The following is a 701-nucleotide window of genomic DNA, read 5'->3' as shown; positions in this document are numbered from 1 at the left end:
CGTCCGAAGTAGACGTCGGCGGGAGTGAGATTGTCGAGGCTCTCATGGTAACGGCGATGATTGTAATGCTCGACGAAAGCCGCGATCTGGGCTTCAAGGTCTTCCTTGAAGAAGTAGTTTTCAAGCAGGATGCGGTTCTTCAGCGTCTGGTGCCAGCGTTCGATTTTCCCCTGCGTCTGCGGGTGGCCGGGAGCGCCGTGAACCTGGTCGATCTTGTATTTCTCCAGCCATTCGCCGAGATCGGATGCGACGTAACACGAACCGTTGTCCGACAGCAGACGCGGCCGGTGCTCGACCCTGGCCTTGTCGCAGCCTGAAGCGCTCAGTGCCAGATCGAGCGTGTCAGTGACGTCGCCCACCTTCATGCTGGTGCACAGCTTCCAGGCGATGATGTAGCGGGAATAGTCGTCGAGAATGGTCGACAGATAAAACCATCCCCAGCCGATGACCTTCAGATAGGTGAAGTCGGTTTGCCACATCTCGTTCGGCCGCGTGGTCTTGTCCTTGAACTCGTTGTTGGCCTTGATGAGGATATAGGCTGGCGAGGTGATCAGATCGTGGGCCTTGAGCAGGCGATAGACCGAAGCCTCTGATACAAAATAGCTTTCCGTGTCGGTGAACTTCACCGCCAGTTCACGCGGCGACAGATCGGCGTGGTCCAGCGCCATTTCGATAATGCGATCCCGGATATCGTCAGGGAT

General features: G+C 56.8%; 1 protein-coding gene. It reads right to left on the bottom strand.

Features of this window, described 5'->3' with window-relative positions; genetic code table 11:
* A partial coding sequence (locus HWX93_RS22700) for an IS3 family transposase (protein WP_176038817.1) occupies positions 1-701 on the bottom strand: 701 nt, incomplete at both ends.

Source organism: Brucella tritici (assembly GCF_902825325.1).
GTDB lineage: Bacteria > Pseudomonadota > Alphaproteobacteria > Rhizobiales > Rhizobiaceae > Brucella.
The sequence above is the reverse complement of the archived record's forward strand: the minus strand, read 5'-3'. Positions and strand labels throughout refer to the sequence as shown.